Source organism: Pseudomonas sp. 1L-E-NC-VB-C3, from assembly GCF_057291535.1.
Genome location: NZ_JBXAWD010000009.1, coordinates 105,212 through 127,499, shown reverse-complemented (window position 1 = coordinate 127,499; position 22,288 = coordinate 105,212). Strand labels below are relative to the sequence as shown.

26 protein-coding genes are annotated in these 22,288 nt (G+C 59.2%); 8 read left to right on the top strand and 18 right to left on the bottom strand.

Translation table 11 applies throughout. The features are described 5' to 3' along the window. Positions 1-75 precede the first annotated feature (75 nt). Positions 76-951, top strand: a complete 876-nt coding sequence (locus AC0Z5Z_RS16330) for a LysR family transcriptional regulator (RefSeq protein ID WP_485611324.1) — start codon at positions 76-78, stop codon at positions 949-951. Between the two features lie 179 nt (positions 952-1,130). On the opposite strand, the gene AC0Z5Z_RS16325 is transcribed toward AC0Z5Z_RS16330, so the two are convergent. Next, positions 1,131-2,099, bottom strand: coding sequence for an oxidoreductase (locus tag AC0Z5Z_RS16325; RefSeq protein WP_485611323.1), 969 nt, complete (start codon positions 2,097-2,099; stop codon positions 1,131-1,133). A gap of 88 nt (positions 2,100-2,187) precedes the next feature. On the opposite strand from AC0Z5Z_RS16325, the gene AC0Z5Z_RS16320 reads away from it, so the two are divergent. Further along, positions 2,188-3,108 (top strand): AraC family transcriptional regulator, encoded by a 921-nt coding sequence (locus tag AC0Z5Z_RS16320; protein ID WP_236169193.1) that lies wholly within the window; start codon positions 2,188-2,190, stop codon positions 3,106-3,108. A 51-nt stretch (positions 3,109-3,159) separates the two neighbouring features. Then, positions 3,160-3,612, top strand: a complete 453-nt coding sequence (locus AC0Z5Z_RS16315) for a thiol-disulfide oxidoreductase DCC family protein (RefSeq protein ID WP_310220457.1) — start codon at positions 3,160-3,162, stop codon at positions 3,610-3,612. Here AC0Z5Z_RS16315 and AC0Z5Z_RS16310 read toward each other — a convergent pair. Together AC0Z5Z_RS16310 and AC0Z5Z_RS16305 are read right to left on the bottom strand one after the other, a co-directional pair. After that, complete coding sequence (locus AC0Z5Z_RS16310) at positions 3,595-4,092, bottom strand: DUF2269 family protein (RefSeq protein WP_485611322.1); 498 nt, start codon at positions 4,090-4,092, stop codon at positions 3,595-3,597. The genes AC0Z5Z_RS16315 and AC0Z5Z_RS16310 overlap by 18 nt on opposite strands. Before the next feature lies 1 nt (position 4,093). Continuing rightward, a complete protein-coding gene (locus AC0Z5Z_RS16305) occupies positions 4,094-5,221 on the bottom strand; it encodes a saccharopine dehydrogenase family protein (protein ID WP_485611321.1) in 1,128 nt (375 codons plus the stop codon). 171 nt (positions 5,222-5,392) lie between these two features. On the opposite strand from AC0Z5Z_RS16305, the gene AC0Z5Z_RS16300 reads away from it, so the two are divergent. Both AC0Z5Z_RS16300 and AC0Z5Z_RS16295 read left to right on the top strand, forming a co-directional pair. Beyond that, on the top strand, positions 5,393-5,608 hold the full coding sequence (locus tag AC0Z5Z_RS16300) for a PLD nuclease N-terminal domain-containing protein (RefSeq protein WP_041480553.1): 216 nt from the start codon (positions 5,393-5,395) through the stop codon (positions 5,606-5,608). Positions 5,609-5,862: 254 nt separating this feature from the next. Further along, positions 5,863-6,339 (top strand): PA2171 family ribosome-binding persister protein, encoded by a 477-nt coding sequence (locus tag AC0Z5Z_RS16295; RefSeq protein WP_485611320.1) that lies wholly within the window; start codon positions 5,863-5,865, stop codon positions 6,337-6,339. 239 nt (positions 6,340-6,578) lie between these two features. On the opposite strand, the gene AC0Z5Z_RS16290 is transcribed toward AC0Z5Z_RS16295, so the two are convergent. The 3 genes from AC0Z5Z_RS16290 to AC0Z5Z_RS16280 form a co-directional block, all read right to left on the bottom strand. Beyond that, entirely contained in the window at positions 6,579-7,505 is a 927-nt protein-coding gene (locus tag AC0Z5Z_RS16290) for a LysR family transcriptional regulator (protein WP_485611319.1), read from the bottom strand. Next, positions 7,502-8,476 (bottom strand): quinone oxidoreductase family protein, encoded by a 975-nt coding sequence (locus AC0Z5Z_RS16285; protein WP_485611318.1) that lies wholly within the window; start codon positions 8,474-8,476, stop codon positions 7,502-7,504. The genes AC0Z5Z_RS16290 and AC0Z5Z_RS16285 overlap by 4 nt, the downstream gene beginning before the upstream one ends. A 153-nt stretch (positions 8,477-8,629) precedes the next feature. Beyond that, entirely contained in the window at positions 8,630-9,121 is a 492-nt protein-coding gene (locus AC0Z5Z_RS16280) for an anti-virulence regulator CigR family protein (RefSeq protein ID WP_056784860.1), read from the bottom strand. Between the two features lie 126 nt (positions 9,122-9,247). Between AC0Z5Z_RS16280 and AC0Z5Z_RS16275 the strand changes: the two genes are divergently transcribed. Continuing rightward, positions 9,248-9,406 (top strand): DUF2986 domain-containing protein, encoded by a 159-nt coding sequence (locus AC0Z5Z_RS16275; RefSeq protein ID WP_081932631.1) that lies wholly within the window; start codon positions 9,248-9,250, stop codon positions 9,404-9,406. Between the two features lies 1 nt (position 9,407). Here the strand turns inward: AC0Z5Z_RS16275 and AC0Z5Z_RS16270 are convergent, their stop codons facing one another. Then, positions 9,408-10,619 carry an MFS transporter gene (locus AC0Z5Z_RS16270; RefSeq protein WP_485611317.1) on the bottom strand — a complete coding sequence of 404 codons (1,212 nt, stop codon included), beginning with the start codon at positions 10,617-10,619 and terminating at the stop codon, positions 9,408-9,410. A 131-nt stretch (positions 10,620-10,750) separates the two neighbouring features. On the opposite strand from AC0Z5Z_RS16270, the gene AC0Z5Z_RS16265 reads away from it, so the two are divergent. After that, a complete protein-coding gene (locus tag AC0Z5Z_RS16265; RefSeq protein ID WP_485611316.1) occupies positions 10,751-11,644 on the top strand; it encodes a LysR family transcriptional regulator in 894 nt (297 codons plus the stop codon). 236 nt (positions 11,645-11,880) lie between these two features. Here AC0Z5Z_RS16265 and AC0Z5Z_RS16260 read toward each other — a convergent pair whose 3' ends face one another. Genes AC0Z5Z_RS16260 through AC0Z5Z_RS16250 form a run of 3 tightly spaced genes read right to left on the bottom strand, consistent with a single transcriptional unit; the run spans position 11,881 to position 13,768 of the window. Continuing rightward, positions 11,881-12,693 (bottom strand): DUF3618 domain-containing protein, encoded by an 813-nt coding sequence (locus AC0Z5Z_RS16260; protein WP_236169185.1) that lies wholly within the window; start codon positions 12,691-12,693, stop codon positions 11,881-11,883. Next, positions 12,690-13,118, bottom strand: coding sequence for a phage holin family protein (locus AC0Z5Z_RS16255; protein ID WP_052392217.1), 429 nt, complete (start codon positions 13,116-13,118; stop codon positions 12,690-12,692). The genes AC0Z5Z_RS16260 and AC0Z5Z_RS16255 overlap by 4 nt, the downstream gene beginning before the upstream one ends. Further along, positions 13,118-13,768, bottom strand: a complete 651-nt coding sequence (locus tag AC0Z5Z_RS16250; RefSeq protein ID WP_236169183.1) for a hypothetical protein — start codon at positions 13,766-13,768, stop codon at positions 13,118-13,120. Before AC0Z5Z_RS16250 ends, AC0Z5Z_RS16255 begins: the two co-directional genes overlap by 1 nt. A gap of 298 nt (positions 13,769-14,066) precedes the next feature. Between AC0Z5Z_RS16250 and AC0Z5Z_RS16245 the strand changes: the two genes are divergently transcribed. Next, entirely contained in the window at positions 14,067-15,923 is a 1,857-nt protein-coding gene (locus AC0Z5Z_RS16245) for an ABC transporter ATP-binding protein (RefSeq protein WP_236169182.1), read from the top strand. A 39-nt stretch (positions 15,924-15,962) separates the two neighbouring features. Here the strand turns inward: AC0Z5Z_RS16245 and AC0Z5Z_RS16240 are convergent, their stop codons facing one another. The 8 genes from AC0Z5Z_RS16240 to AC0Z5Z_RS16205 form a co-directional block, all read right to left on the bottom strand. Then, positions 15,963-17,108, bottom strand: coding sequence for an ATP-binding protein (locus AC0Z5Z_RS16240; RefSeq protein WP_485611315.1), 1,146 nt, complete (start codon positions 17,106-17,108; stop codon positions 15,963-15,965). 169 nt (positions 17,109-17,277) lie between these two features. Further along, positions 17,278-17,712, bottom strand: coding sequence for a bleomycin resistance protein (locus AC0Z5Z_RS16235; RefSeq protein ID WP_485611314.1), 435 nt, complete (start codon positions 17,710-17,712; stop codon positions 17,278-17,280). Positions 17,713-17,754: 42 nt separating this feature from the next. After that, positions 17,755-18,456, bottom strand: a complete 702-nt coding sequence (locus AC0Z5Z_RS16230) for a DUF695 domain-containing protein (protein WP_256808796.1) — start codon at positions 18,454-18,456, stop codon at positions 17,755-17,757. A gap of 164 nt (positions 18,457-18,620) precedes the next feature. Continuing rightward, positions 18,621-18,962: an antibiotic biosynthesis monooxygenase family protein gene (locus AC0Z5Z_RS16225; protein ID WP_252869245.1), complete on the bottom strand. Its 342-nt coding sequence runs from the start codon at positions 18,960-18,962 to the stop codon at positions 18,621-18,623. 28 nt (positions 18,963-18,990) lie between these two features. Then, entirely contained in the window at positions 18,991-19,965 is a 975-nt protein-coding gene (locus AC0Z5Z_RS16220; protein WP_485611313.1) for a zinc-dependent alcohol dehydrogenase family protein, read from the bottom strand. A 63-nt stretch (positions 19,966-20,028) separates the two neighbouring features. Further along, positions 20,029-20,331, bottom strand: coding sequence for an ArsR/SmtB family transcription factor (locus AC0Z5Z_RS16215; protein WP_024012559.1), 303 nt, complete (start codon positions 20,329-20,331; stop codon positions 20,029-20,031). A gap of 196 nt (positions 20,332-20,527) precedes the next feature. Continuing rightward, on the bottom strand, positions 20,528-21,358 hold the full coding sequence (locus tag AC0Z5Z_RS16210) for a hypothetical protein (RefSeq protein WP_236169178.1): 831 nt from the start codon (positions 21,356-21,358) through the stop codon (positions 20,528-20,530). A gap of 389 nt (positions 21,359-21,747) precedes the next feature. Continuing rightward, a complete protein-coding gene (locus AC0Z5Z_RS16205; RefSeq protein ID WP_236169177.1) occupies positions 21,748-22,188 on the bottom strand; it encodes a hypothetical protein in 441 nt (146 codons plus the stop codon). Between the last annotated feature and the right edge of the window lie 100 nt (positions 22,189-22,288).

Here is a 22,288-nt window from a genome sequence, read left to right as displayed (position 1 = left end):
GGCCAACGTTATGCGTTGCGACGACACCCGCCCAATGCTATTAATGCCGCGCCCTATGCACAGGAGGCATTGCCCTTGGAACTGGTTTGGCTTGAGGATTTTTCAGCGCTGGCCGAATACGGCAGCTTTGTCCGGGCCGCCGAAGCGCGCCATGTGACGCAGCCGGCGTTCAGTCGCCGAGTGCGCTCGCTGGAGAACTGGATGGGCGTGGAATTGTTCGTGCGCACTCCGCAGGGCGCGACGCTGACCGAGGCCGGCAGGCAGATTTTGCCCAGCGCTCAGGAAGCGGCCAGACGCCTGTACCGCATGCGCTCCGAGGCTCAGGAAGTGGCCGGCATGGCGGCGAAAACCTTGCAGTTCGCTGCCACTCACTCGCTGTCATTCACCTTCTTCCCGCGCTGGTTGCGCAGTGCCGAAAGTGGCGCGCCGATCGATGCGGTTCGCCTGCATTCCGACAGCATGGCCGTGTGCGAACAGATGCTGATTCATGGCCAGGTGCAGTTCCTGCTATGCCATCGCCACCCCGACGTTCCGCCATTACTGGCGCCTGATCAGTTCATTGGCAAGAAGGTCGGCGAGGACGTACTTGTGCCGCTGGCGAGTGCTTCAGCCCAGTTCGGCACGTCGCCTGAAACCCTGCCCTATCTGGCCTACACCCACGAATCCGGCCTGGGCCGAATCGTCGCCCACAGGCTACACGGCAAGGCCGATTATCTGCATTTGAAACCGCTGTTCAGCAGCCATCTGGCGGCAGTGCTGATGTCGATGGCGCTGGAAAGCAAAGGCGTCGCCTGGCTGCCGAAAAGCCTGACCGAACAGGAAATGGCTGACGGGCGTCTGGTCAGGGCACTGGATGAAAGTTGGGATATACCACTGGAAATACACCTGACTCGCCCGACCGCACCGATCAGTCCGTCGGCGGAGGAATTCTGGGCGAGGCTGGGGGAGTAACTCTATCGAGCAGCCCCTCACCCCAGTCCTCCGAGGGAGAGGGAGCCGATTTGGGTGCTGTTCAAGAACTGAGTTCGACCCGGTATTTCAGGTCGGCGAATTTCTACTAAACACCCCGGTCAGTCCCCTCTGCCTTCGGGAGAGGGTTAGGGTGAGGGGCTTTTGTCCTTTGACTCGATTTATGCCACCGTGAGCCCCGTCCATTGCTCCGAAACCGCCCAAAGTCGCTCAGCCAGCTCAGCATCCGCCGCCCATTGCGCAACGCCCTTGCGGCCCGCTTCAGGTTGATTGATCGGCGCAACATTGCAGTCTTCGCAATACACGCCACCCAAATCCGCAAGCAATGCACTGGTCGCACACCACAATCCCGTCGCGGCGCCCTGCTCCAGCGTTTTCAGACCGTTGTGGGCATCCAACCGTGGTCGACCGTGTTCATCTAGGGCGTCGAATGCGGCGAGTTCCGCCGTGCTCAAGTGCCGTGCCAGATCCGTCAGAATCTGCCCCGGATGCAATGAGAACGCACGAACGCCATGACTGCGCCCGCGACGATCGAGCGCCATGGCGAACAAGGCATTGGCCGTTTTCGACTGACCATACGCGACCCATTTGTCATACGGCCGTTGCAGGAAATCAATGTCGTCAAAGTCGATCCCGGCAATCTGGTGCCCGCGCGATGACACTGACAGCACCCGCGCCTGTCCAGCTTTGACCAGCGCCGGCCAAAGGCCGCAGGTCAGGCGATAGTGGCCCAAGTGATTGGTCGCGAACTGGCTTTCATGGCCATCGGCATCGCGCAGCAACGGCGCGGCCATGACTCCGGCGCAGTTGATCAGTAATGACACTCGCTGACCCGCGCTGACCACGCTGTGGCTGAACGCCGCCACCGATTCAGCCTGCATGAGGTCCATGGGCAGCACGCGGACACCGTCAACACCCGCCAATGCCACCTCTGCCCGCTCCGTATCTCTGGCCGGCACAATGACCTGCGCTCCTGCCGCCGCGAGGCTTTTCACCGTCAGCAGACCCAGGCCGGAATAGCCGCCGGTGACCACCGCGAGCTGCCCGCGCAGATCGATGCCGGCCATGACTTCAGCCGCTGTGCTCGCGGCGTTGAACGGTGATTGCACAGGTTGTTGGAGCGTAGCCATGAGCCTTAATCCTGAGTGAGCTATCGACGGCCTTCATTCTTGGCTAAGCTCTCGGGACAAACCAGTCTGATAAATCCAGGTTTCTGTCGTGATCATCCAAAATCCTGCTGGCGATCCGCTTTCTGCCGTATTGGCACTCTCCGAGTTGCAAGCAGCCTGCTCGGTTCGCTTGCAAGCGGGAGGCGTCTGGGCGCTGCGATTTCAACCCATCGAACTGAAATTCAACGTGGTGCGACGAGGCGAATGCTGGTTGCGCATGCAGGGCTTGCCGGCGCAGTTGCTGCGGGCCGGCGACTGCTTTGTGGTGTCGCGCACGCCGTTCATTCTGGCCAGCGGCGCCGACGTCGAGGCGGTGAATGCAGCGGATGTTTTTGCCCATGACGGCGTCTCGGCGACGTTTGGCGTCGGCGAGGAAGTCGAGCTGCTGGGCGGCAGCGTGTCGCTATCGGGACCCGGCGCAACCGAACTGCTCGACGTGCTGCCGACCTCGCTGATCATTCGCGCCGAGGCCACAGGTGCCTCGTCGTTCGGTTGGCTGCTGGATGAACTGGAGCGCGAGTGGCCATCACACCAGGCCGGCTCGCAGGCGATGTGCAACGACCTGCTGCGGCTGATCTTCATCCATGCGCTGCGCCATCACATCAACAGCGCGGATGCCGAACAATTGTCTTGGCTGGGCGGACTGCGGGAACCGGCGATTGCCGGCGTCTTGCGCGCCGTTCACGCTGCCCCGGAAAAACCTTGGCGCCTGACGCAAATGGCCGAGATTGCCTGCATGTCGCGCTCCGGTTTCGCCGCGTTATTCAAAACTTGCATGGGTGTAGCGCCGGTCGAATATGCCACGCGCTGGCGGATGCGCGTGGCCGCGTTTCGCTTGCGCAATGGCCGGGACACTGTGGCGACCATTGCTGCTTCACTGGGCTACCTGTCCGACGCGGCGTTTGGCGCGGCCTTCCGCCGCGTGCACGGCATATCGCCGGGCCAATACCGCCGCGATCCACTCCTGTAGGCCAATGATCGAGGTTATGATCGCGACAACCGCCGCCAAGGACATCCGCCGATGCCTGCCATGAAAACCCGCCCCACCCCCGCGCCATTGCTCAAGCCAGGCGAAACCGTGGTGCTGTTCGACGGCGTGTGCAAACTGTGCAACGGCTGGGCGCGCTTCCTGATTCGCCATGACCATCAGCGCCATGTGCGTCTGGCGACCGTGCAATCGCCCGAAGGCCAGGCCTTGCTGGCGTGGGCCGGCTTGCCCCTGGATGAGTTCGACACCATGGCGGTGATCCGCGACCGCAATTATTGGGAGCGATCAGATGCATTCCTTGCAGTGGTCGGGCAACTGCCGATGCGCTGGCAGCCGCTGAAACTGCTGCGGATTTTCCCGCGCCGCCTGCGTGACTGGGCTTACGATCGAATCGCGCTGAACCGCTATCGGCTGTTCGGCAAGTACGACACTTGCCTGCTGCCAACAGCGGATCATGAAAGCCGCTTTCTAAAAGCCCACGGTTAACCCGACCAGTTGCACCGGTGTCATCTTCGTCACCATCATCAGCACGATGACAAACATCCCGGCGAACCCGGCGATGCCCATCCAGAACCACCAGCGGTAAGTGCTTGCAAAGCGATCATCCAGAGGCAGGCCGCCCTCGCCCGCGCTCAGCGCCATCTTCTGCAGACGCTTTTGCAATACCAGTACAGGCAGCCACAGTGCGCCTATGCAGAAGAAAATGATCAGCGACGTCAGCAGCCACTCACTGCTCATCGAAAGCCCGGAAAGCCGCATCAGCAGATAGCCGGTAATGACCTGAACAATCCCTGCCGGCGTGGTGATCCACGTATCGAAACGCACCACCATCCTTGCGACATGGGCGATCACTTGCGGGTTGCCGCTGCGGCTGGCGGCGATCAGGTAGAGGTAGGAACCCATGCCGAAACCGAAGAGGAAAATCGCCGCGATTACATGCAGGTACTTCAGGCAGAGATAGACCATCTCAACGCTGTCCATCGGAGAATTGAACCGACAGGCTCAAGTTGGCCGGATCGTTGATCGCCGCCAGATATTCATCGACGCTGATTTCGCCAACACACGGCCGCGCACCAGGTTGCGGTGCATAACCCCGCGCCATTTTGATTGCCAGGGCGACGGCGGCGCAGCTGGGGATTTCCGGGCCTTTGTCATTCAGTGCGGTGAGTTGCGCGGTCATGCTCAGCGGCTGGCCTTCGACACCGATGCCGCGAACATCGATGTACATCGCGCTCTTGCCATCACCGAAACGTTCGAACCACGTACCCAGGCGATGCAGGCGCGCCGCCCAGCGCACATGATCGCGCACCAGACCGAAGCGCAAGGCTTGCGCCAGCAAGGCATTGGCGACGCCGCCGAGCTTCAGGCCGGCGCCAGCCTTGAAGCGCAGCGTCTGTGCGCCATAGCGGCGAGCGAAAATATCCATGTCCGGCACATCGACATTGGCCAGCACCCGCGTGCCCAGTTGCGGCATGCTGCGCAGGGTCAGATCGAGCCAACCCAATACTTCGTGAACCTGGCCGTTTTTCAACTGCCTGATCGGTTTGCCGGCATAAGCGAGCACGCCTTCGACCGTGGACAGCCCCGGCATTTTTGCCGAGGAAGAAATGCCATGCTCGATCGAGTCGATTCGCGCAAAACGTGGGCGCTGCTGATCGATGATCGCCGAAGACAAGGTCGGCACCGAACTGCAACCGCTGAGCACGGCCACACCAGCCTCCCTGGCGCGGGCGTCGAGCACATCAATGCCGTTGACGAAGGTGCGGCAGTCAGCCAGATCGCAATAATTCACACCGGCGCCGATGCAGCTTTCAGCAACTGCGTAGGATTGCCCCTGAAACGGCCCGCCGGTGTGCACCACCAACTGAACATTGAACTCACGCAACGCCGCCTGAAAATCCGCGCCCAGCGCATCGCCGCACCAGCCATCGCACGGACGGCCTGATTGCGCTTGCAGCTCAGCGACCTTGATTTGCAACTTGCGTGCATCGCGGCCCGACAACAGCAGTTCAATCTCTGGCATGAGCGCCAGATGCCGACAAACGATGCTGCCGAAATTGCCGTAACCACCGACGACCATCACCCTGAATGCCATTGCCCTATCCCTGTTCCAGCCTAAACGTGTGGCGCAGAGGATATAGGGCGCAGCGGCGACCAGACATTTATTTTGCAACCGGGTATCACCCCGTCCGCTTGTCCCAGGCAAAAAGAATGAACCCAACGCCCCTCTCGTCGCCTAACGCACAGACCATCAGGAGCTAAGCCTATGCAAATCGAAACCGTTTGGATCGTATTGGCGGTCATTCTTGTGCTGATCGAGCTTTGGGCCATCAATCGGGTGCGTAAAAGCGAAGGGAAATCCAGTAGTAAAGGCGTGTGGATCGTGCTGATCGTGTTCGTGCCGCTGTTCGGCCTGATCGCCTGGGCACTGGCGGGACCCAAGCATGTCGGTCGCATTTCGCCTTCCCAGGCTAACCGGTGACCCACGGGCGCAGGCCCGTCTCAAGTATCACCACAGCCCGGCTTTTGCCGGGCTTGTTATATGCAATGCCCGCCACGCGGATTTCTTGCAGGCTGCACGAAAGCATTGTGCCTGCTTCGATGCCAGCCCTTGATTTAGAAGGGTTGCGCTTGATCGGCGAGTTGGCATGAGTCCTGCGATAGCCTCTTCCTGAATACACAGCAGCGCGAAAAAGAACGCTGTGTTCAATCCGTGAAAAGCAGAGGCCTCAAAAAATGAATGCCATCGACCTTCTCAAAGCCGACCATGAAAAAGTCAAAGCCATCCTCAGCCAACTGAGTGAATCCACCGACCGCGCGCTGAAAAAACGCGTCGAGTTGCTGGGCAAACTGGAAATGGAAATCACCATCCACACCCGCCTCGAAGAAGAGATTCTCTACCCTGCGTTCAAGGAAGCCGGTAGCAAGGAAGAAGACATCATGTACTACGAAGCCAAGGAAGAGCACCGCACCGTGGATTCGCTGGTGCTGCCTGATTTGAAGGAAACCGATCCGGGCAGCCCGGAATTTGCCGGTCGGGTCAAAGTGGTCAAGGAACTGCTGGAGCACCACATCGAGGAGGAAGAAGAGGAAATGTTCCCGACAGCGCAGAAGCTTCTGGGCAAGGCCAAGCTCGAGGAACTGGGCGCGCAAATGGAAGCCATGAAGGCGAGCCACAAAAAGGAAATGGCGGCCAACAAAATCGCCGCTTGAAGTGTTGAAGACACCGAAGCCCGGCGGCAATGCCGGGCTTTTTTTGTGCGCCCAAACTGGCCCACGCTCCCACATTGGATATACGTATGTTCGGCAATTCCTGAGCAAGCCACGAAAGCTGTGGGAGCGAGCCTGCTCGCGAAGGCGTCAGGTCAGCCAGATCATCCATGACTGACACTGCGCTTTCGCGAGCAGGCTCGCTCCCACAGGGTCAGTGTCGGTCTTGATGCAGGTTGTGATCAAACCGCCCAAGGTGGCGCCGGATCGAATTTGGATTCAATCCACTCCTTGAACGCCACCACCGCCGCCGCTGGAAACCGCGATGACGGCCTGACCAGATAAACGCCGCCCGCCGAATCCAGATGCCAGTCGGGCAGCACGTGAATCAACCGACCTGCCGCCAGATCGCGGCTCATCAGCCAGTCGCCGGCACCGAGTATGCCGGCGTCGGCGCGGGCGGCGGCGAGCAGGGATTCGCTGTCGCTGGCGGTCAGGTTGCCGTGGGGCGTGATGGCCTGCACCTCCTTGCCCCGATGCAGGCGCCACAGCGGGAACGACGCCAGCCCGCTGAAGCGCAGGCAATTGTGCTGAAGCAGGTCCTGCGGGGTTTGCGGCATGCCATGGGCCTCGATGTAGGCCGGCGATGCGCAGAGAATCCGTCGATGGTCGCTGAGCTTTTTCGCGATCAGCCGATTATCGTCCAGCTCGCCGATGCGAATAGCCGCGTCGAAGCCCTGCTCGATGATGTCGACCAGACCTTCGCTGTAATCGGCCACCAGCGAAACCTGCGGATGGGCCTTGAGAAATTCGGGCAGCAGCGGCCCCAGCCACAAGCGCCCCATCGCCGCCGGCAACGCCAGGCGCAAGGTGCCGCGTACTTCGCTGGCGCCCTGCACCGCTTGTTGCTGCGCTTCGTTCATCAACTCGACGGCCGCGCGCAAGCGTTGTTCAAGTTGCAGGCCGGTCTCGGTGATACGCACGTGTCGCGTCGAGCGTTCCACCAACCGCACGCCCAGTCGCTTCTCCATCGCCGCCAGGCGCTTGGAAACAATGGTCGGATGGCGCTGCAACAAACGCCCCGCCGCGACAAACGAGCCTTGCGCGGCGACGGCCAGGAAAGCAGCGATTTCATCGCTGTGCGGGTTGCTCAGAACATCCAGATTCATGGTTTTAAAATGATCGCCCCTGATGATCTGCCCGATTCAAGATCGGCATGCGCTTGTGCCGCGTCGGCCAATGAATACCGCGCGCGAATTTGCGGCGTGATGATACCGGCGGCCACCGCAGCCAGCACATCTTGTGCGCGCTCCTGATACTCGGCTGTCGTGGCGGTGTGCGCGGCCAGCGATGGACGGGTCAGGAACAGCGAGCCCTTGGCGTTCAGCGTGGCCATTTCCACCGCTGCCGGCGCGCCGGTCTGCGCGCCGAACGAGACCATCAATCCGCGTGGGCGCAAGCTGTCCAGCGAGGCCTGAAAAGACACCCGACCAATCGGGTCATACACCACATCGACCTTGCGCCCCTCGGTGATACGCAACACGTCGGCGGCGAGGGTCTCGGCATTGAACACCAGCACTTCGTCACAGCCCGAGGCGCGCGCCTTGTCGACACTGGCCTGCTTCGACACAACGCCGATCACCGTCGCGCCAAGGTGTTTGGCCCATGGCACCATGATTTCCCCCAGACCACCCGCGACGCCGTAAAGCAGCATCGTCGTGCCCGGCCCGACCGGATAAGTCGCCTTCAGCAGATACTGCGCGGTGATGCCTTTGAACAACACCGCCGCCGCATCTTCGAACGACAACTCATCGGGGATCTTCACCAGGCGCTCTGCCGGAAACAGCCGCGCCGAGGCGTAACCGCCCAGGGGCCCGGTGGCGTAAGCGACCCGATCACCGACGCGCACATTGCTCACACCGGCACCGACCGCCGCCACCCGGCCCGCGCCTTCCAGACCCAACCCCGAAGGCAACGCCACCGGCACTGCACCTTTGCGCTGGCTGACATCGAGGTAATTGACGCCCACCGCCGCTTGCTCCAGCCAGACCTCGCCAGCCCCGGGGGTCTGTTCGCTGACAGTGTGCAATTGCAGGACATCCGGTGCGCCGGTTGCGGTGAAGCGGATTGCATTGGCCATGGTCATCTCCATTCATTCGTTAGCCGTTGAGCTCAGTCTGAAAGCTCAGCATTCAACGAACAACCCAACCTGAATGCAGTTCATTGCTGCATCTGATGCAGCTATGCATGAATAAAAAAGGAGCGGCAGGTGCTGCCACTCCTCTTTGCAGAATCAATCGAACGCGCCGTTGAGCACCTCGTAGATCAGCCCGGTAGCCAGCGCGACGAGGATCAGGTCGGTGCCAACCTGTTGCCATTCGTAGCCGTCGTAATGAGGCAAATGGCCGAGCAGACGCCCGTCCAGCTTCTTGGCGATGCCTGGTGGCAGCGGTTTGCCCCGCGCCAAATTCTTCTGAACGCCAGGCGGCAGCGCTGGCCCCGGATTCCAGTATTCGCCGCGATAGCCGTCGACGATGCCGAGAATATTGCCGCGATCAATGCTCGGAGCACCGCCGCCATTGCCAGAGTGTTGCTGGCCTTTATTGCCATTGCCCTGACCGCCCCCACCCTGTTTACCATGATCCTGCATGTTCTGCGGTTTGCCCTTGCCGTTGCCCTGGCCGCCCTGGCCCTTGCCATTGCCGGGGTCGGCCAGTGCCGTCGTGCTGCCGACTACAAGCGCGAGGCAAGACAGCGCGACAATCAATCTGCGAGCTTTTCTCATGTGCGATTCCTTCGGTTTGGGGGGGCTTGAGTTGGGGGGAATGTGCTCAGCTTAGTGGATTTCTCCTTGCTGACCACTCGGCCTTGCGTCAGGATTCCCACCCTCTCCACCCGCGATCGAAAAAACATGAATCGTCAAAAGAAGCTGCAGCAGTTGTTCAAGGAAAAAGCCAAAAAGGCCAACGCCAAACTGGCGCCGAAAAAGCCCAAATACATCTGCAAGGCTGATCGCCTGAAGCTGGAAGCCGAAGCCGCGCAGGCTTCAGTGGAAAATACCGAGAGCTGAGTCAGGCTTTCTGCCGCGACGTCAGCCACGTCATCAGCGCCGCCAGCACCAGCAATGCCGCGCTGGCGAAGAAGGTCAGCCGATAGCCGCTGCCGTCGAACAGCAGACCACCGACGGTCGACCCCGAAGCGATCGACAACTGCACCACCGCCACCATCAGCCCACCGCCGGCTTCGGCATCGTCAGGCAGCGTGCGCGCCAGCCACGACCACCAGCCCACCGGCGCCGCCGTGGCGATCAATCCCCACAGGCTCAGCAACACGAACGCCGCCACCACTGAACTGCCCAGCCCGACGAGCGCCACTGCGATCATCGCCATCAACAGCGGGATGGCGATCACCACGCGATACAGCCCCTTCTTCAACACGGAACCGATGACCACGGTGCCGATAAACCCCGCCACACCAATGACCAGTAAAATCATCGACAGCACCGAAACATCGACCCGGGTCACGGTTTCCAGAAACGGTCGCAGGTAAGTGAACAGCACAAACTGGCCCATGAAGAACAGGCCGGCGCCGAGCATGCCGAATGCCACCCGGCGGCTTTTGAACAACGCAAAGCCGTTGGCTGCGCTGGCTTTGCGTGGCGCGGCGGGGAGCGCGGGCAAGCTGATCCATTGCCAGAGCAGCGCAATCAACGCCACCGGTATCAGGCAGAAAAACGCCCCGCGCCAGCCAATCACACTGCCGAGATAACTGCCCAGCGGCGCCGCGACCACCGTAGCCAAAGCATTGCCGCCGTTAAAAATTGCCAATGCCTTGGGCACGCTGGCGGAGGGCACCAGACGCATGGCCAACGCTGCCGACATCGACCAGAAGCCGCCAATCACCACGCCGATCAATGCGCGACCGATCATGTAAACCGTGTAGTTGGGCGCCAGGCCCACCACCAGCCCGGACGCACACATCAGCGCCGTCAACAGCAGCAACAGGCGCTTGCGATCCATCGAACCGGCAAGCCTGGTGATCGTCAGGCTGGTCAGCACCGCGAACGCGCCGGAGATGGCGATGCCGTAGCCGGCCAGGCCTTCGCTGATGTGCAAGTCCGTGGCCATGGGCGTGAGCAGACTGACCGGCATGAACTCGGAGGCGATCAGCGCGAAGACACACAGGGTCATGGCGAACACGCCGCTCCAGTACGCCGGTTGCTCGCCGGCAGTGGACACGCCCATGGGCTGGTTTGTCGGGTTGTCGATTGCTTGGGCCGTCATGCAAAAACCTGTTTGGAAGAACAAATGGTCGAGGCACTTCTGCCCCGCTACTCAGGCTGCAAAGCTTGACGGATCGGACTTAACTTGATTAGTAGCGGTAATCTTCATGTGCTTTTGAGAAAAATTCAGCAATGAGCAACACCAAAGTCAATGACCTGCAGGCCTTTCTGGCGGTGGCCCAGGATCAAAGCTTCACCAAAGCCGCTGCTCGCCTCGGCGTCACGCCTTCTGCGTTGAGTCATACGGTCCGCGCGCTGGAGCAGCGTCTGGGTATCCGCTTGCTGGCTCGCACGACGCGCAACGTCTCGCCGACCGAGGCTGGCGAGCGCTTGATGCATTCGATTGCGCCGCTGTTCGAGCAGATCAGCGCCGAGCTCGAAGCCCTTGGCGAATTGCGCGACAAGCCCAGCGGCACCATTCGGATTTCCTGCACGGACGATCAGATTGAGTTGTGCATTCGGCCGATGCTTACAAAGTTTTTGCAGGACTATCCGGACATCACCTTGGAGTTTTACGTCGATTATGGTTTCACCAATGTTGTCAAGGAGCGCTTCGACGCTGGTATTCGTCTCGGTGAATCAATCAGCAAAGACATGATCGCCGTACGCATCGGCCCGGACTGGCGCCTGGCCGTGGTCGCCTCGCCCGATTACTTCGCCCGCCACCCGGCCCCCGCCACGCCGCATCAGTTGACGGAACACACCTGCATCAACATCCGCCACCAACCGGCCGGCGCGATATACGCCTGGGAGTTTGCGCACAAGGGTCAGGATTTCAGCGTGAAGGTCGACGGGCAGTTGGTGTTCAACAGCATCATGCACGTGCTCAATGCCGCCGTGGATGGCATCGGCGTGGCGTACGTGCCCGAGCAATTGGTCGCGCCGTATCTGGCCGACGGGCGACTGGTAGAAGTGCTGGAAGAGTGGTGCCCGACGTTTCAGGGCTATCACCTGTACTACCCGAACCGGCGCCAAGGCTCGGCAGCGTTTGCAGCGTTTGTCGAAGCACTGAAATACAACCGCTGACAAACGCAACTCTTCAATCCAAGCCAAATCCCTGTGGGAGCGGGCTTGCCCGCGAAGGCGTCGGCACATTCAACCTCATCATCGCCTGAACCAGCGCTTTCGCGAGCAGGCTCGCTCCCACAATGATCCGGGGCAAGGCTACGTTTTCACAGGCTGGCTCACCACAGCGGCGCACCGAATCACCGCCGTACAACGACGAAGGGAGGCCCATTGCAGACCTCCCTCGTTTCTCCCCGTCAGGATGTACCCAGACCCTGCGACAGATCCGAAGAAGACGGCCGCGCCGGATCCGGTTTGGTCTCGACTTCGGTTTGTTCAGTGGTTCGGGTCACCGTGTCACGCACGGCTTCATAACCTTCCTGAGCTTTTTGCTTGGCTTTGTCGACCATGCCAGCGCTGGTGCGGCCCATGTAGCGCTGTTCAGTGGAGGTGGTCGGTAACGCCGCGCCGAGCAAGGCACCCAAAGCGACCCCTGCGGCAGCCACCATCAGCGGTTGCTCCTTGAGCAGGTGACTGAACTGCTGGCCGAGCACCTGCGAATTGCGCGACAACCGGTCACCGGCGTCATGCATCGCATGGCTCAGGTTTTCCTTCGCCGCACCGACGTTTTCACCGAGGTGGCTGGCCTTGCCTTTGAGTGACTGGTAACCCTCCTTCAGCGAATCCGAGGTCGAGTGCAAATGCGCGCGCGCACTGTCGATGCCGTCGGCCAAACCATCGGCCCATTCGCCGGCCTTGTCCTGATCCGGCCCGCTGCGATACGTCGGCTGCGGCACCGGTGGGCGATTCTGACTGATCATCAGCCAGAGCAAGCCCACGGAAGTCAGCACCGCTGGCACCGGATTATTGCGCACGCTGGTGCCGAGATTGGTGAAGAACGTCGAGCCGTTGCTCTGCATCATCCCCCAGGCCTGATCGATCATCTGCCCGGGGGTGAACTTGCTCTCCAGTTGATCGACGATGTTGCCGATGCTGGCGCGCTGCGCATCGATTTCGCGCTCGATCTGCTCCGGGCTTTTTTCCGCTTCGATATCCAGTTCGCTTTTCATGAGACTTTCCTCCGCAGCGCTTCCTGATCCTTGTTCAAGGCGTCGAGGGTGCGATCAGGTTTGAAGTGAGATGGCTCGAATTGCTTTTTCCCGGATTGCAGCATGGCGAAGCCGATGATCATCACCACCACGCCGACGATCAGCGCGGCCAACCATGGCGCCATGAACATGCTCAGGCCGTACACAGCCGACATCAGCAGAATGATGAAGCCGGCGAGGAACACGATCGCGCCGCCGGCCACCGCAGCGATGCCCGCCTTCAGCGTGCTGAGGCTGTTGTGCAGTTCGGCTTTTGCCAGTGCCAGTTCCTTGGTGAACAAGGCCGGTACCTCGCGCGACAGTTGTCGCAACAGGCCGACCACGGAGGCGTCATCCGTTTGGCCGAGGGGCCTTGCCCCGCTCAGATCAGATTCATCTCTGTTCATCACAGTTCTCCTTTGGCGTCGGGTGCGTGCGGTACGGAAGCCGCGGCAAAATCAGCGGGGTGATCGCTGTCACTGGGCGAGGTCGGGGTGATGCCGGTGGCCAGTCCCGGATTGGCGTGGGTCGACGACGGCATCGACGATTCATAGGGTCGCTGCGCGCCGTAATCGGCTGGCGGTGGCGTAGAGGTGGAGCCCGCCGCTGGATCGTGTTCGGCACTGACCGTCGCTGCTGCAGAGGTGCCTGCTTTGAGAAACCGCGACAGGCCGAAACCGATGGCAATGCTGCCGGCGATGAACAATCCCGGATTGCTGCGCGCCAGATCCGCTGCATCGTGCAGTAACTGTTCGGCACTCTTGCCGCGCAAATTGCCCGCCAGCCCGGTCATGGAATCCGCCATGTCGGTCAGGTAGTCGGACATACCCAGCGTGTCCTTGTCCTGCAGTTCCGAGACAAAGCTTTTCGCCCCTTGCGCCAAGGCTTCGATCTGCTCGGCCGCCGTGTCGCGATACTGGCCGAATTGCGCATCGGCCTGCTGCCGCGCACCGCCCAGTGCTTCGCTGACGTTGTCCTTCAAATGATCAAAACTTTGCTCAGGCTTGCCGTTGGGATCACCTGATTCATACCCTGACCTGCTGTCTGAAGTATTCATGTCGCCCCTCGCCTTCTCACTGAAAACGCAAAAACGGAGCTACACGGCAACATTGCCTCGAGCCCCCACATAGGAGATGACGGAGCAGCTTGCGCGAGAGTTCAAAGAGGTTGATGAGCGTGCGACATCAGGTCTGGATCAGCGACGAAAGGTTGCGCTTGGCAGGATTGTGTTGAGCTTCTGCGCCGGTCTGCGGTCAAGACAAGGCACGGGGGTTCATCCAGATGATGGCAGTGAAACCCTCAACGCCGCCGATAGATGGCAGAATCCCCACACCCTGATCACTTCGGAGACCGCAATGCTTCGCCTGTTTGAAGAAAGGCTCGACCCCTTCCCGCCCGATGAGGCGCCGCCACCGCCAGTCGGCCTGATGCGATTTCTGTGGGCCTGCACCCGGGGCGCGCGCGGCTACATTCTGGCCTTCGCCCTGCTCAGCGCCAGCGTGTCGATCTACGAGGCATGGCTGTTTTCGTTCCTCGGGCAAGTGGTGGACCTGCTCTCGACCTGGCAATCCGGCGGCGCCGCCGGTGATGAGGAAAGCCGCGTGTTGTGGGGCATCGGCATTGTGCTGGTGGTCAGCATCGGGCTGGTGGCGCTGCGCACGATGGTTCAGCACCAGATCCTCGCGATCAATTTGCCGCTGCGTCTGCGCTGGGACTTCCATCGGTTGATGCTGCGGCAAAGCTTGTCGTTTTTCTCCGACGAGTTCTCCGGCCGGGTCACGACCAAGGTCATGCAAACCGCGCTGTCAGTGCGCGAGGTGCTGTTCACCCTGATCGAAATCCTCCCCGGCATCGGCGTGTACTTCATCGCGATCATTGCGCTGGCCGGTGGCTTTGCGTTGAAGTTGATGCTGCCGTTCCTGGCGTGGATCGTTTTGTTCGGGCTGGCGATGGTGTATTTCGTGCCGCGTCTGGGCAAGGTCGGCCAGGAACAGGCCGATGCGCGCTCGTCGATGACCGGGCGGATTGCCGATGCCTACACCAACATCACCACGGTCAAACTGTTCTCGCACTCCAAGCGTGAAGCGCACTTTGCCCGTGCGGCGATGGAAGATTTCAAGCTCACCGGGTTCCGCCAGATGCGTCTGGTCAGCCAGTTCGAGATCGTCAATCAGGCGCTGGTGGTCGCGTTGATTATCGGTGCCGGCGGTTACGCGCTGTGGCTGTGGCATCAGGGCGAAGTCGGCACCGGCGCTGTTGCGGCGATCACCGCCATGGCGTTGCGCATCAACGGCATGTCGCACTGGATCATGTGGCAGATGACTTCGCTGTTCGAAAACATCGGTACCGTGCAGGACGGCATGGCCACCCTGACCAGCGGCCCGAAAGTCCAGGACGCGCCGGATGCCAAGGTGCTTGAGCCTGCCGGTGGCGAAGTGGTTTTCGACAATGTCAGCTTCAACTACAACGGCGAACGCCAAGTGCTCGACGGCTTGACCCTGCACATTCGCCCCGGCGAAAAAATCGGCCTGGTCGGCCGCTCCGGTGCAGGCAAGTCGACGCTGATCAACCTGCTGCTGCGCTTCTATGACGTTGATCGCGGAGAGATCCGCATCGATGGGCAGAACATCGCCGAGGTCACCCAGGACAGCTTGCGCAGCGTGATCGGCATGGTCACCCAGGACACGTCGCTGTTGCACCGTTCGATCCGCGACAACATCGCCTACGGACGCCCGGACGCCACCGACGAAGACATCCACCGCGCTGCGGTGAACGCCCAGGCCGATGGTTTCATCAGCCAGTTGAGCGACAAGCAGGGCCACAGCGGTTACGACACGCTGGTCGGCGAACGCGGCATCAAGCTCTCCGGCGGCCAGCGCCAGCGCATTGCCATCGCCCGGGTGATGCTGAAGAACGCACCGATCCTGCTACTCGACGAAGCCACCAGCGCACTAGATTCCGAGGTTGAAGTCGCGATCCAGGAAAGCCTCGATGAAATGATGCAGGGCAAAACCGTGATCGCCATTGCTCATCGCTTGTCGACCATTGCAGCGATGGACCGGCTGATCGTCATGGACGAAGGCCGCATCATCGAACAAGGCACCCACGCGCAACTGCTGGAGAAGAACGGCACCTATGCGCGGCTGTGGCAGCACCAGAGCGGCGGCTTCCTCGGTGAGGATCGCGGTTTGGTTGAGGTGATGGAGGAGTGATCAGGCTGGAGGGCCGGGGCCGGCCCTCCATCGATTGGCCTAGATGGTGACGGGGCTTTCTGCATTAACCGGAAGCTTTACGCGAAACACGGTTCCGCCTTCCAGGTCAGAGCTGACCTCGATCGAGCCGGCATGCGAGGCGACGATTTCCGAAGCGATAAACAGGCCTAGACCGAGCCCGGCAACCGGCCCGTGATCAACCACGGAGCGCTGCGAGAACCGCCCCATCGGGTTGAAGATGAACGGCAATACATCCCCCGGGATCGGTTCACCGCCGTTATGTACGGTGAACACCGCGCAATCCTCGCGGACCTGCAACTCGACCGAGACCGGAAACTTATTGTCGCCGTGGGTCACCGCATTGCTGATGATGTTGGAAAAGACCTGTTCCATCCTGGCGCCATCGAAGGCTCCCATCACCGCTTCCTTCGCATCGAACCGCACGTTGGCCTGCGGATGAAAGGCGCGGATTTCCTCGATCACCCGTTCGCACACAGGGCTGAGATCGATCAGGGATTTTTTCACCGGAATCCCCGGCCCCATCTGGCAGCGCGTCAGATCCAGCAGGTCGCCAACGATCTCGCTGGCGCGCTGCACGCTGGCGTAGATCTGCCGGGCCACCTTGCTGGTGCGCGGGTCGGCAGTTTCTGTACGCCGCAACATATCCGCACCAAGCAGAATCGCCCCCAGTGGCGTGCGCAAGTCATGGCCGAGAATCCCCAGAAACACATTGCGCGACGCCTCGACGGCGCGTGAATAGCTGGCAATCGACTCGGCGAGCGCCTGATCGATGGCTTCGTGAAAGCGCGTCATGTCGTCGACATTCACCGATTTGCCATCCTTGACCTGACGCAGCCACTGGCTCAGCACGCTGGTGCGCAGCGCGCGATACTCGGAAACCATCTGATCAATGGTGAAACCGGCCATCAGCCGCGTCACGGCGTGGGTTTCCGCAGCCGTTTCTTCATCGTCGCGCGGCGCATGCCCCTGGGCCTTGGCAATTTGCTCGCTGATGGTCTGCTTGCTCCGCAGATCGATGACGATGGCGTGCAACATCTGCTCGGCGTGATCGCGCAGTGCGACGTTATCGAGTTCCGCACCTGGTGTCTCGATGGTGCGGGCGAAATCTTCCCAGGCCTGCAGGATCGGCTCTAGGTTTTCGAGAATGAAATCTGGCAGGCGCATGGCTGTGGTCCTAAAGGCAATCCATCAACGCTATGAGGCGAACCGGCGCAGACAGCTAAAAAAGCAAACTCAGGAGTACAGAAGGTACGGCTGACGTTATGCAGCCTACCATCAAAGCGCTGGGCTAACGCGGAAGGAAAATCCAGGGCTGAAGTGTCGCGGACCTCACCTACTCCGCGGCCCAGACCGGCCGCTCACCTAATCGCTCAACCAGCCTGACGAGATAACCGTCCGGATCCTGCACAATGAATTCCCGCTGCCCTGTTTCAACACTTTCTGCGCGATACCAGGTGTCCTGGCAGTTTCGAAAGAGTGGAAAACCAGCTTGTTCGAGTCGTTCGAGGACAGGTGCGACCGCGACTACATCTATTTGCAGGTTGATGCCGCGCCCAAAAGGCTTGCTCAGAGGCGCGGTGAGCCACTGGCCGGCCTGCGGATCGAATTGCTCCAGCATCACTTGCGCGCCGTTCAGATCGAGGTAGGCGAAACCGTCTTCACGGCGTTGATAGGCGACTTTGAAGCCCAGACAGTTCACCCAGAACGCCAAGCTCTTCGACAGCTCGGTGACCATCAGTTCAGGAACCAGTTTGTTTCGTTCAAGCATGGCGATAAATCCGTTTCAGAAGCTTATGCAGCGAGGGTTGTTTCACTCCAGGCATCGTTTGGGCGTGAGTCGAGGTTGCTCGGCATTCTGCACCTCAGCACTCACATCCGTCTGTTTACGGCTGCTGAACTCGATCGGATAAGGCCCGGTCTGCGCCAGAGCTGCCTGCACACGGCTGACAAAGGCCGCGTCGTCCAGGGTGTAGAAAACCCACACCTGACGCTTTCCGCCGGTGACCGTGCACCCCCACTTTGCGAACCCATCCGCCGTTACGGCCGCCTTAATCAGGCGGTCTACCTGCATCATCCGCGCGGATTCCTTTGAACTCGGCAGGAAGCGATCCGACACGTATTTCCAGCTGATGCGAGCCTTGTAAGGAAATGCCCGGGTATCCTTGAGATTCAGGTCGGAAGGCATGCGAAAACTCGCTGGCATTGGGTCGTCAGGAAAATCAGACGGTTGGAAATCGCTGTCGCCTGGCACGGCCACTTGCTGTTGCGGATTGTCAGCAGGATCATCACTGAGCAGTATTCTGAGCGCTTCAGCTTGGCGCTCTTCCCGCTCGCTCATGCATTTGGCGTAGGCCGTTGTATGCGCTGGACCGGCATCCAGACAAGGATCGCGCTCCACCGGTTTTGGAGTATGGGAGCGCGTGCAGCCGGTAGTGATCAGGCTTGCCAGCACCAATAAAACAACGGCTGGCCAGATTTCAGGGCGCAGGGAAGCGTGGGGAGTGACTTTCAAGTGGCCTTCCTTGGATGAGTTGCAGTACGAGACATATGGAAAACGGCGCATTTTGCCTGCCACCCCTGCCCCACGAACAGGCCAAAGCGGAATTAAAGTGGCAATTCATCACAAACAGTGCTCGACCAGCCACAGCCGCTTGTGACGAACAGCCACACGCTCCCTCAGATGCCTACGCTGGCTCCGCTGTCCGATACGCCAAAGTCGCCACCCGGAAAAGCACCACCCTCAATGTGGTACACCATCGGTTCCGCCGAAAAATAATCCTCCAACCCCAGCATGAACCGCTGGTGGTCTTCACTCTGCTCAAACCCCGGCGAGTGATCCTCAAGTGACTGCCAGCGCACGATCAGATTGAACTGCTCGGGAGTTTCAATACCTTGCGCCAGCAAGTGGCCGCCGTATCCCTTGGCGCGGGTCAGCAACGGTTCGACTTCGGCAAATGCGCGCCGGAAGGCTTCAGTCTGATGCGGGTGAACGGGCAGCACAGCGATCTCGTAAACCATGATGTTTCTCCAAAATCAGTGAGCGGATTCAGACGATGAGCGAAGGCTCGACGGCGATGGCGATTTTTCCCAGCAGACCGTTGTTGGCGCTCTCCAGTCGAGCGTGGGCGAGCGGGATGTCGGCGAGGGAATAGACCGTGCCAACGTGGGGCCGCAACTGGCCGCGCTCGACCAACGCGCTCAATTCATCGAGCTTGCCGCGATTCTGCCGGGTGAAAACGAAGTGGTAGCTGGCGTTCTTGCCCCAGGCCTGGACGAGGTTTTGTGGCTGCGCGATGTCGACGATCGAGACCACGCGGCCAAGCTGGGCGAGCGCGTCAGCACTGCGAGACAGGGTATCGCCGCCGATGGTATCGAACACCACATCAACGCCATGCCCGGCGGTTTCGCGCATGATCGCTTCGACGTAGTCCTCTTGGGTGTAATCGATCACCACGTCAGCGCCCAGGCTGCGGACGAAATCGGCGTTGGCCTCGCGCACGGTCGTAAAGACTCTGGCGCCCATGGCTTTGGCCACCTGAATCGCCACATGGCCGACCCCGCCGGCGCCGCCGTGGATCAGAATGCTTTCGCCAACGCGGAGCACGGCGCGCACGGTCAGCGCTTCCCAAACCGTACCGCCGACCAGACTCAGACTGGCCGCCTCAAGGTGGCTCAGCGATGCAGGCTTTCTGGCGATGATGCTTTCAGCAGCCACGTGGTACTCGGCATAGCTGCCCTGCCCGTCGAATATCTGCGGGGTGTACCAGACTTCGTCGCCCGGCGCGAAAGCGCTGACGCCCGGCCCGATGGCTTCAACCACGCCCGACACGTCGTGACCGGTAATGGCTGGCAGCGGCACCAGGTCGGGATAGTCACCGCGCCGAACCTGGTAATCCAGCGGATTGATGGAAGTGGCGTGCACTCGGACCAGCACTTGGCCCGCTTGCGGAACCGGTTTGGGCACTTCGCTGAGTTCGAACGAATCAGGACCGCCGAAGGATTTCAGAATCATCGCTTTCATGGCAAAACCTCGTATCGATAAAGAGGGATATCGAGATTTCTCGATATACTAGAGTAAAAAAATTTACAGCTCTTTCCCTATGATCTCTGCAAGCGCGCTGATTGCTGCCTCATTGCGTTTGTAGTAGGTCCATTGACCGATGCGCCGCACTTCCACCAGCCCCACCCGCTGCAAAGTGGCCAGATAACTCGACACCGTCGACTGCGACAGGCCGATACCTTCCTGGATACTGCTGACGCAGACACCCTCAACGAGAACGTCACCCTCATCCTGCGGGGGGAAGTTCTTCACGGGATCCTTCAGGCCTTCAAGGATCTTGAGGCGCGTCGGGTTCGAGAGGGCTTTGAAGATTTCGATCAGTTCCATGCGCCGAGGATATCGAGATTATTCGATATGTCAATGCCCGCGTGCAAAGCGTCCAGATAATAGCGAGCAGTCACACCACCAGCCATCAGCAGTGACTACTCTATTCAGGACATGGGAAGCGCGCTGCCTTATCAGTCGAGACCAATGCGGTTCGCTAGTAAATTAAGAGGCCGTTAGCGTTAGGGCCAATGAGGCACTATTTACCATGATCGGTTGGAAGTCGCATCATCATTGACTCTGTAAGAAATATGAAAATTCGCTTTTTGAAACCGGTTTCGACCAACAGGTATGTGTCATTTACGTTCAAAAGCACATGAACCTGCCCTCGAAATCTCTCGCTCTCGAAATTAACCAAGTCTTCAGTCATCATTTTGTCAAATCGCAGCATTCCTGTATAAAAAGAAATTGCCACAACTGATCCAGCGAGCAAATAACTGTAGTCACGCATTAGCGACCTTCTAAGAGCGATTCTTTTTTTATCAAGGATTCGTTGAATCTGGGTTTTAGGGCGAATAAGTATACCGGACTTCAATATAGACGCTATAACCACACCAATGACACCCATCCATGTTAGTTGGCCGACAGTTGAAAAATCAAAATCCAGATATGCAAAATTGAACATGACAGTGAATATCAGAAAAAAGAAGACCCAGTAAATCAGCTTTTCTGCAATATTGGTTTCTCTGTGCATTTTTTTGGCAGGTTTAGCTAACCATTTGGGAAATCGTTTACTTGCCGCGATTGTTAACGCTGCTAGAGGAGCGAGTGCAGAATAGTAGAACTGAGAAATTGCAAAGGAAAAAACCTTAGTAACCATATAGCAAAACATCACATAGAAGGTGAATGTCGCTACAAAGCTCGTAACAAACCTCAGCGAGGCTACTGATACTATCTCAAACGGCACCTCTATAAGAAACCCAATGTAATGAACCGTACCCAATGAGAGAAACGCCATTACTGCCTTTAGCATTGAGATGAAGGTTTTATTTTTCGGTAACTTTGCGTGTGCCAAAATCTGTTTTAGCAATGGAAAATCTCTGCAGTCATGAACGTGGTAGGAAATTCGTTAAAAGCGTATTGGGGTTTTAAGCTTCCCTCAGTAGATAACCATTACAACATGGCCGCGCGGCCTTGAGCCATTACCTAGAGCGGTTGTTTTTCAGCAGCGGTTGGGGTTGGGGGTTGCGCTACTGGCGGTTCCGCATGCGCCGCTTTACCTGCAGGAACGCATCCTGGAAAGGGCTTTGCAGGATTGGAATGTCGGAGGCGGGCAGATTTTTTGTATTTTCTCCAGTCAGAAACTGTTACCGGCGAAGGCCCGGGCTTTGGTGCGGTTTCAGGGCAATTTCCGGCGCCGTGAGATCAATCAGCAATGATTGCCACTCGGAAATCGCCGGATGCACTTTCCAGTTTGAATTATCCGTGCAGAAACGGACTTAATACCGCACTTTGAATACTCATGATGAAGACCACGCTTATCGCCGCCTCCGCAACGGTCATGACCAAGACCATTCTAAACACCGCAAGCTTATGGTTTGACCAGGCATTGACTAGCAATGCCCAAATCCGCTTGGCACCACGCATGTCTTCCGTAGCAACCATAGCGCTTGCTTTGTTACCTTTGAACTCCTCGAGCGACTCTTCGAGAAAAGTCGACAAGTTCGCAATAAGCGATATAAAGAAAACCAACATGCACATCGCAAACGGTAGCGTCCGCTTTAAACCAGCGAGGCTGAGATCGAACTTTCCAAGATCTAATTTACTACCAGCCACTAATGCGATTGTCAGCATAATTATTTGCGGCGTGAGATTGCGCAGGAAATCCAACAACGGTTTACGACCAAGACCAAAGAACATGAATCCTCCTTAAAAATAGCCAGCCATTCTCTCAAAGAATAGAACTCGATGACCACCGATTACCATCAGTCCTTTTGCTAGTTTGACGAGCTGGGAAATA

Excerpts from the sequence above, each read along its gene's own strand:
- AC0Z5Z_RS16325 (WP_485611323.1), bottom strand. The coding sequence starts at position 2,099 with ATGGCTACGCTCCAACAACCTGTGCAATCACCGTTCAACGCCGCGAGC.
- AC0Z5Z_RS16315 (WP_310220457.1), top strand. The coding sequence starts at position 3,160 with ATGCCTGCCATGAAAACCCGCCCCACCCCCGCGCCATTGCTCAAGCCA.
- AC0Z5Z_RS16310 (WP_485611322.1), bottom strand. The coding sequence starts at position 4,092 with ATGGTCTATCTCTGCCTGAAGTACCTGCATGTAATCGCGGCGATTTTC.
- AC0Z5Z_RS16305 (WP_485611321.1), bottom strand. The coding sequence starts at position 5,221 with ATGGCATTCAGGGTGATGGTCGTCGGTGGTTACGGCAATTTCGGCAGC.
- AC0Z5Z_RS16300 (WP_041480553.1), top strand. The coding sequence starts at position 5,393 with ATGCAAATCGAAACCGTTTGGATCGTATTGGCGGTCATTCTTGTGCTG.
- AC0Z5Z_RS16295 (WP_485611320.1), top strand. The coding sequence starts at position 5,863 with ATGAATGCCATCGACCTTCTCAAAGCCGACCATGAAAAAGTCAAAGCC.
- AC0Z5Z_RS16290 (WP_485611319.1), bottom strand. The coding sequence starts at position 7,505 with ATGAATCTGGATGTTCTGAGCAACCCGCACAGCGATGAAATCGCTGCT.
- AC0Z5Z_RS16285 (WP_485611318.1), bottom strand. The coding sequence starts at position 8,476 with ATGGCCAATGCAATCCGCTTCACCGCAACCGGCGCACCGGATGTCCTG.
- AC0Z5Z_RS16280 (WP_056784860.1), bottom strand. The coding sequence starts at position 9,121 with ATGAGAAAAGCTCGCAGATTGATTGTCGCGCTGTCTTGCCTCGCGCTT.
- AC0Z5Z_RS16275 (WP_081932631.1), top strand. The coding sequence starts at position 9,248 with ATGAATCGTCAAAAGAAGCTGCAGCAGTTGTTCAAGGAAAAAGCCAAA.
- AC0Z5Z_RS16270 (WP_485611317.1), bottom strand. The coding sequence starts at position 10,619 with ATGACGGCCCAAGCAATCGACAACCCGACAAACCAGCCCATGGGCGTG.
- AC0Z5Z_RS16265 (WP_485611316.1), top strand. The coding sequence starts at position 10,751 with ATGAGCAACACCAAAGTCAATGACCTGCAGGCCTTTCTGGCGGTGGCC.
- AC0Z5Z_RS16260 (WP_236169185.1), bottom strand. The coding sequence starts at position 12,693 with ATGAAAAGCGAACTGGATATCGAAGCGGAAAAAAGCCCGGAGCAGATC.
- AC0Z5Z_RS16255 (WP_052392217.1), bottom strand. The coding sequence starts at position 13,118 with ATGAACAGAGATGAATCTGATCTGAGCGGGGCAAGGCCCCTCGGCCAA.
- AC0Z5Z_RS16250 (WP_236169183.1), bottom strand. The coding sequence starts at position 13,768 with ATGAATACTTCAGACAGCAGGTCAGGGTATGAATCAGGTGATCCCAAC.
- AC0Z5Z_RS16245 (WP_236169182.1), top strand. The coding sequence starts at position 14,067 with ATGCTTCGCCTGTTTGAAGAAAGGCTCGACCCCTTCCCGCCCGATGAG.
- AC0Z5Z_RS16240 (WP_485611315.1), bottom strand. The coding sequence starts at position 17,108 with ATGCGCCTGCCAGATTTCATTCTCGAAAACCTAGAGCCGATCCTGCAG.
- AC0Z5Z_RS16235 (WP_485611314.1), bottom strand. The coding sequence starts at position 17,712 with ATGCTTGAACGAAACAAACTGGTTCCTGAACTGATGGTCACCGAGCTG.
- AC0Z5Z_RS16225 (WP_252869245.1), bottom strand. The coding sequence starts at position 18,962 with ATGGTTTACGAGATCGCTGTGCTGCCCGTTCACCCGCATCAGACTGAA.
- AC0Z5Z_RS16220 (WP_485611313.1), bottom strand. The coding sequence starts at position 19,965 with ATGAAAGCGATGATTCTGAAATCCTTCGGCGGTCCTGATTCGTTCGAA.
- AC0Z5Z_RS16215 (WP_024012559.1), bottom strand. The coding sequence starts at position 20,331 with ATGGAACTGATCGAAATCTTCAAAGCCCTCTCGAACCCGACGCGCCTC.
- AC0Z5Z_RS16205 (WP_236169177.1), bottom strand. The coding sequence starts at position 22,188 with ATGTTCTTTGGTCTTGGTCGTAAACCGTTGTTGGATTTCCTGCGCAAT.